The sequence below is a fragment of the Mycolicibacter algericus DSM 45454 genome, assembly GCF_002086455.1.
Lineage (GTDB): Bacteria > Actinomycetota > Actinomycetes > Mycobacteriales > Mycobacteriaceae > Mycobacterium > Mycobacterium algericum.
On the sequence record NZ_MVHC01000073.1, the window covers coordinates 1 to 1,676 of the forward strand.

The 1,676-nt window shown below is 64.7% G+C and carries 2 protein-coding genes; one reads left to right on the forward strand and one right to left on the reverse strand.

The annotated features are described in order from the left end of the window. Positions 1–192 precede the first annotated feature (192 nt). Positions 193–894 (reverse strand): class I SAM-dependent methyltransferase, encoded by a 702-nt coding sequence (locus BST10_RS22110; protein ID WP_083040773.1) that lies wholly within the window; start codon positions 892–894, stop codon positions 193–195. 83 nt (positions 895–977) lie between these two features. On the opposite strand from BST10_RS22110, the gene BST10_RS22115 reads away from it, so the two are divergent. Then, positions 978–1,601 (forward strand): TetR/AcrR family transcriptional regulator C-terminal domain-containing protein, encoded by a 624-nt coding sequence (locus BST10_RS22115; RefSeq protein WP_013829505.1) that lies wholly within the window; start codon positions 978–980, stop codon positions 1,599–1,601. The last annotated feature ends 75 nt before the right edge of the window (positions 1,602–1,676 follow it).

The window sequence follows — 1,676 nt, forward strand, 5'->3', positions numbered from 1 at the left end:
GTGCCGAGAAGTCCAGCTCCAGGGCCTTATCCAGATCGGCCGAAAGAGCGTCGAACGCCTCGACGATTTCTTCCCGATCACTCGAACGCATGTGCTAATTCTAGCGATCCGCACCGACACTCCGCAGAAACCATCCACAGCCAAAACCACAGTGGCACAAGTGAACACAGTGACACACGAGGCCGACGGCGGTTAGGTCAGTCGGCTGGCGACCACCGACCACATCGGCAGGTGGACGCGGTGGTTGTCCAGTGGCGGTTCCAACGCCCCCAACTGATCCGGCAGCCCCTTCATCTGCGGTGCGACACCATCGTCGGAGTCCAGCCGCGAAAGGAATGCCAACGCTCGCGGGCCGAAAGCGCCGACGTAGGTGGAGGTCCCGAGGTAATCGAGACGCCAACCGTTCTCGCCGAGCAGCCGGCCGAAGTTATCCGCCGGCAGGCCGTCGAACTGCAAGCCGTTGAGGTTGTGTCGTCCGAGTTCGAACATGAACAACCGCGCGCCGGGAGCGGTAGCGAAGTGCAGCGCCCGGATGTAGCGCGCCTGCAACTCCTCGTCGTGCGCGAACACGTGATAGAACGCGCTGTCGACGACGGTGTCGAACCGGCCTTCGAAGTCGGCCAGCCGGGTCGCGTCGGCGACCCGGAAGTCCACGGTCACTCCCGCGCGCTCGGCATTGCGCCGGGCGTGCTCGACCGCTGCCGGCGAGGCGTCGACACCGGTGGCTGTGTATCCCCGCGCGGCGAAATGGATTGCGTGATGGCCGGGGCCGGTGCCCGGATCCAGCACTTCGCCGCGCAACGCGCCGTGGGCTACGAGTTCCTGCACTGCCGGCTGAGGGCCGCCGATATCCCAGGGAACCGTTCCGGCGTCGGTCTGCTCATCGCGGTACATGGCATCAAAGGTCGGGTCGGCCGGCACGGACCTCTCCTCTCTATCGCTGACCAAGAAATACAACTCCCTTGTATACTTGGTCAGTGACCAAGAATCAAGGTGTCGTCCGGGCGCGGGCCGGCCTCGGTGTTCACGATGTGGTGCGGGCGGCGTTCGTCGTCCTGGACGGACAGGGAATCGCGAAGCTCTCGACGCGCGCGATAGCAACGGAACTCGACGTCAGCATGAACACCGTGATGTGGCACATCGGCACCAAAGGGCGGCTGCTCGAACTGATGGCCGACGCAATCGTGGGGGAGGCGGAGGCGGACCAGTTACACGGCGACTGGCGCAGGCGGGCGGCTCAGTTGCTGGGTCGGCTCCGCCAGGCGATGCTGCGACACCGTGACGGTGCGGTTGTCGTTGCCGGGACCTTCCCGGCCCTACCGGCGACGTTGGCCTTCGGCGACCGGTTGGTCGCGGTGCTGCGGAGCGGTGGAGTCGCGGCCAAGCCGGCGGCCTGGACCGCGTGGAGCCTCTTCTACTTCACCCTGGGCCTGGTCCAGGAGGAGCAGCGGGCGCCCGATGCCTTGCCGAGCGGTCTACCGGATGTCGTGACCGAGAAGGATTTCCCCAATCTGCATGCGGTACTGGATGATTTCCTCTCAGCAGACTACGAGGCCCGGTTCCGATTCGGCATCGGCCAGATCCTCGCGTCTCTCGGCTAGTGTCCTGAGTCATTAATTCGTCGGCAGTAGTTGGCGATGGATTCCAGGATTTGGTCGGCGGTTTTGGTCCAGACG

Coding starts and splice junctions, on each gene's coding strand:
- BST10_RS22110 (WP_083040773.1), bottom strand. CDS start 894: ATGTACCGCGATGAGCAGACCGACGCCGGAACGGTTCCCTGGGATATC.